4 protein-coding genes and 1 tRNA gene are annotated in these 3,772 nt (G+C 62.8%); 2 read left to right on the top strand and 3 right to left on the bottom strand.

The features are described from left to right. From WAN71_RS21620 to WAN71_RS21630, 3 genes are all read right to left on the bottom strand, one after another. Positions 1 to 737: hypothetical protein (locus WAN71_RS21620; protein ID WP_422227289.1), on the bottom strand; the 737-nt coding region annotated here is incomplete at its 3' end. 13 nt (positions 738 to 750) lie between these two features. Next, positions 751 to 1,563, bottom strand: a complete 813-nt coding sequence (locus WAN71_RS21625) for a hypothetical protein (RefSeq protein WP_422227290.1) — start codon at positions 1,561 to 1,563, stop codon at positions 751 to 753. Between the two features lie 333 nt (positions 1,564 to 1,896). Next, a tRNA-Leu gene (locus WAN71_RS21630) sits at positions 1,897 to 1,970 on the bottom strand. Between the two features lie 241 nt (positions 1,971 to 2,211). Between WAN71_RS21630 and WAN71_RS21635 the strand changes: the two genes are divergently transcribed. Then, a complete protein-coding gene (locus WAN71_RS21635; protein WP_422227291.1) occupies positions 2,212 to 3,126 on the top strand; it encodes a PPE family protein, SVP subgroup in 915 nt (304 codons plus the stop codon). 72 nt (positions 3,127 to 3,198) lie between these two features. Next, on the top strand, positions 3,199 to 3,772 hold a 574-nt coding region (locus tag WAN71_RS21640), incomplete at its 3' end, for a PPE family protein (protein WP_422227292.1).

The raw sequence follows: 3,772 nt of genomic DNA on the forward strand, positions 1-3,772 counted from the left end.
AAGTAGACCTCCGCCAGCGAAAACACCGGTCGCGAATCTGTGGGGTTGCGTTGCACATCGGGCAGTAGCAGATCGATGAAACGCTGGTGAGGATCCACATCGCGGGGGACATCGGTGGGTTTCACAACGTTATCCGCGGCCGCCTGCACCTGGGCCTCCGTCACCTCGAGGCCCAGGTCCTCGGCGAGACGGCGGATCACAACCGATGGCGTCGCGCACAACTCCTCAAAGTCGACCCGGATCTTCTTCGCGCCAGCTAAGGCGAGGTCGCGCGCGGCAATGAGACGTGCGGTCGACTCAGCCCGCTCTTGCTCATCTGGTAACCACCCGAGCCGATTCAGCGATGACACCACCTTCGCAAATGGTCGGTCCACCACAACCGGCACAATCGGGCCCCAGGTGTCACGGATGAAATCAACCGCAAGACAAAGACACGGGTCCTTTGCTCCGGGCGGGCGTCCTGCCAGGCGGGCAGCGCGGCGATGATGGTCGGCCCAACTTCGCAGTTTCGCCTCGAACACACCGGCATCCAACTGGAGCAGATCGCCCGGCTCGCTAAAGGCCCTGCTGCACAGTTGGCGTAGCCCCGAATCCTCCCAGGATTCCGTCAGTTCGCGGTAGGCCAAGCTGAATTCGGTGCCCATGTATACGCCCAGATGGTGCAGCACGCCGGCGACCGCCGACGTACCTCCGCACCGTGGGCCCAGCACGACGATGATCGGCTCAGCGGACGCCATAACTCCCGGTTCCCTAGCCGCTGAGATCAATTCCAGATCCGTCGCTTGGCGTTAGCCAGTCCAGGTCAAAACGGCGGTCAAATATATATGTTCCAGCATGGCTTAAGTGCGCCCAGGGCGCTGCGTAAATCTTGAAACCGTGGGTGCGTGCCAGCTGACAGAAATGATAATCTTCTGTTATCAGCCTGCCTGACTCAGGCTCGGTGGTCGTGGCGTAAAACTCCTTGATCAAACTTTGGTCTGGCGCATATTCCGGGACAACCTCGGATAGCGTGTCGAACACACCACGCTTGATAAGCATAAATCCGGTACCTCCGGCCGCAACCTCTAATAAGCCATCAGGGTCGCGGTCATAATTTCCAGCGGAGCCATCGAGAAGTTTAATGGCGAACGAGCCTGCGTGGTTGCTCAACTTTTCCGGCGGGACGCCTGCCGAGACCGCCCGCGCCACACCCGCCCAATCCACCTCTTTCTTGGGATATATCCCACACACGATGTCTCTATCAGCCATCAGCATGCTTACTATATCCAAGGCGTTAAACCCGATATCCGCATCAATCCACATCAAATGGGTGGCCTGGGATTCGAGAAATTGATTGGCTAAGACATTCCTGGCGTTGGGCACGAGGCTTTCACTCGACGTGACGGCGTATACGGAATCAACCCTGTTTCTGAGGAATATGGCGGATAATTGCACCATTGACACGGTGTAGATACCCGAAGCCATTCCACCATACATGGGCGTAGCTATGAATACGGTTGGCGTGGACACTTCGCCATGATTTTGTCCAGCGTCAGCACCAGGTCCCGAAAGTCGATCAACCATCGCGCAACTATATGCGTCGGCGGGCATGCCCGCTCACGGCAGCGGAGTGATCCGGTTGGAAAGAAATGGCATGGAAGCACAGCAGCTGGCACGACGTGGCATGGATGCAACTCGATCTGCTTGACACTGGCGGCCCGGATAGACCGCCTGGGCCGATTCGCTGATCCGCGGCTGGCGCCGTAAGGGCCGTTAAGAAACCGTCAATGCGCTATGCGACGCAGCACTGGTTTTGCCAAGGTGGAGCCGTGGACTCGTCGTCCGCCTGCAGTACACCGTGATCCCTTCACCTTGATCCCTGAGAACACCCTGAGACCGCGCTCCCACCTTCCGCCGTGCCCCCAGTGGGACTCGAACCCACACTGGGCGGATTTTAAGTCCGCTGCCTCTGCCGATTGGGCTATGGGGGCCAGCGACGAATGTAACGCGTGGCTGCTGAAACCCTCACCGGGCGTCCGAAACGGCCGGTCGATACCAGCTGTGTGTTAAAAGTTACGCCCGAACGTTAAGAAGCCATTAACGCGGTATGCGGTGGCGCTCAGGTTACGTCAAGGTAGAGCCGTGGACCCGACGCCGGATTCCAGCACGTACCGACACTGACCACAGTGGCCGACCCCGTTGGGGCCGGCCGCTTTCCACCAGGAGAGACACATGGCATACGTGAGTACAGCGCCCGCTGCGATCGCCGCGGCCGCGAGCCAGCTAGAAGGGATCGGCAACTCATTTGCCGCCGAGAGCTCGGCCGCTGCCGCCCCGACGACGGCCCTCGCCCCCGCGGCGGCCGACGAGGTGTCGGCCCTGCAGGCCGGCGTGTTCTCGACCTACGGCCAGCTCTACCAAACGGTCAGCGCCGAGGCCCAGGCCATTCACCAGCAGTTCGTGAACCTCCTCCAGAGCTCGTCCAGCTCCTACCAAGACACGGAGGCGGCCAACCAGGCCGGGGCCGCCACCTCCGGGCTGTCCAACGCCGCGTCGAGCGCGGCGTCGTCGACTGCGCAATCGACCACGCCGATCACCGACTTCATCAACAGCCTGACGTCCTTCCTTGGCAACGGATTTGGCATCCTGCCCGGCGGCTTGAACAGCAACCTCATCCAGGTGCCGTTGGACGAGGTCGGCAACTTCACCTCCGGCTACTCCGACTTGATCGGCATGGGCGGCGGCGGTCTGCTGAATGCGCTCGCCGCTCCCTCGACCGCTTCCGCCGACCTCGGGGGCTTGGGATCGGGCCTGGTCGGCGATGTCGGTCCGGCAGGCGCCGTCGGCGGAGCCGGCGGAATTGGCGCTGCGCCGGTGTTGGCCGCGGCCGGCTCCGGATCGTCAATCGGCCCGCTGTCGGTGCCGCCCAGCTGGGCCGCCGGAGCCGGGGTGCCGACGGCCAGCACGCCGGTCACGTTGGCGTCGCAGAGCTGGACCACCGCCGCACCGACCACCGGTGGGATGGGACCCGGCATCGCCGGAATGCCTGCGGTCGCCAATGGCGGTCGCGGCGGCTCGAGCTTCGGAGCGCCACGCTACGGCGTCAAACCCAAGGTCATGCCGCCGATCCCCAAGCCGACGATCTAGGAATCCACGCGGCCAACGTTGGCCGGTTAAACCTCAACCTCAATCCGATCAATACAAAGACGGGATTTAGACATGGTTTTCGATTTCGCAGCCCGACCCCCGGAGATCAACTCCGCACTCATGTACTCCGGCGCCGGAGCGGGACCGCTGATGGCCGCTTCCTCCGCGTTCAACAATCTGAGCTCGGAATTGAGCTCGAACGCATCGTCCTACGAGTCGGTGATCAACCAACTGACCGGGTCGGAGTGGCAGGGACCGTCGTCACAGGCGATGGCCGCCGCGGCTCAGCCCTACATTGCCTGGCTGGACACCACCGCGGCGCAGCTGCAGGAAGCAGCAACCCAGGCCACCGCATCGGCGGCGGCGTACGAGATGGCCTTTTCTGCCACGATCCCGCCGATGGTTGTCGCCGCCAACCGGGCGCAGCTGGCGATACTCGTCGCGACCAACATCCTGGGTCAAAACACCCCGGCGATCGCGGCCAACGAAGCCATGTATGGCGAGTTTTGGGCGCAGGACGCTGCCGCGATGTTCGGCTACGCCGGCGCCTCGGCAGCAGCGGCGACGCTGTCGCCGTTGACCCCGCCGGCCCAGAACACCAACCCGGCCGGGCAGGGGCAACAAGCCGCCGCGGTCAGTAACGCCG

Source organism: Mycobacterium sp., assembly GCF_049280035.1.
Classification (GTDB): Bacteria; Actinomycetota; Actinomycetes; order Mycobacteriales; family Mycobacteriaceae; genus Mycobacterium.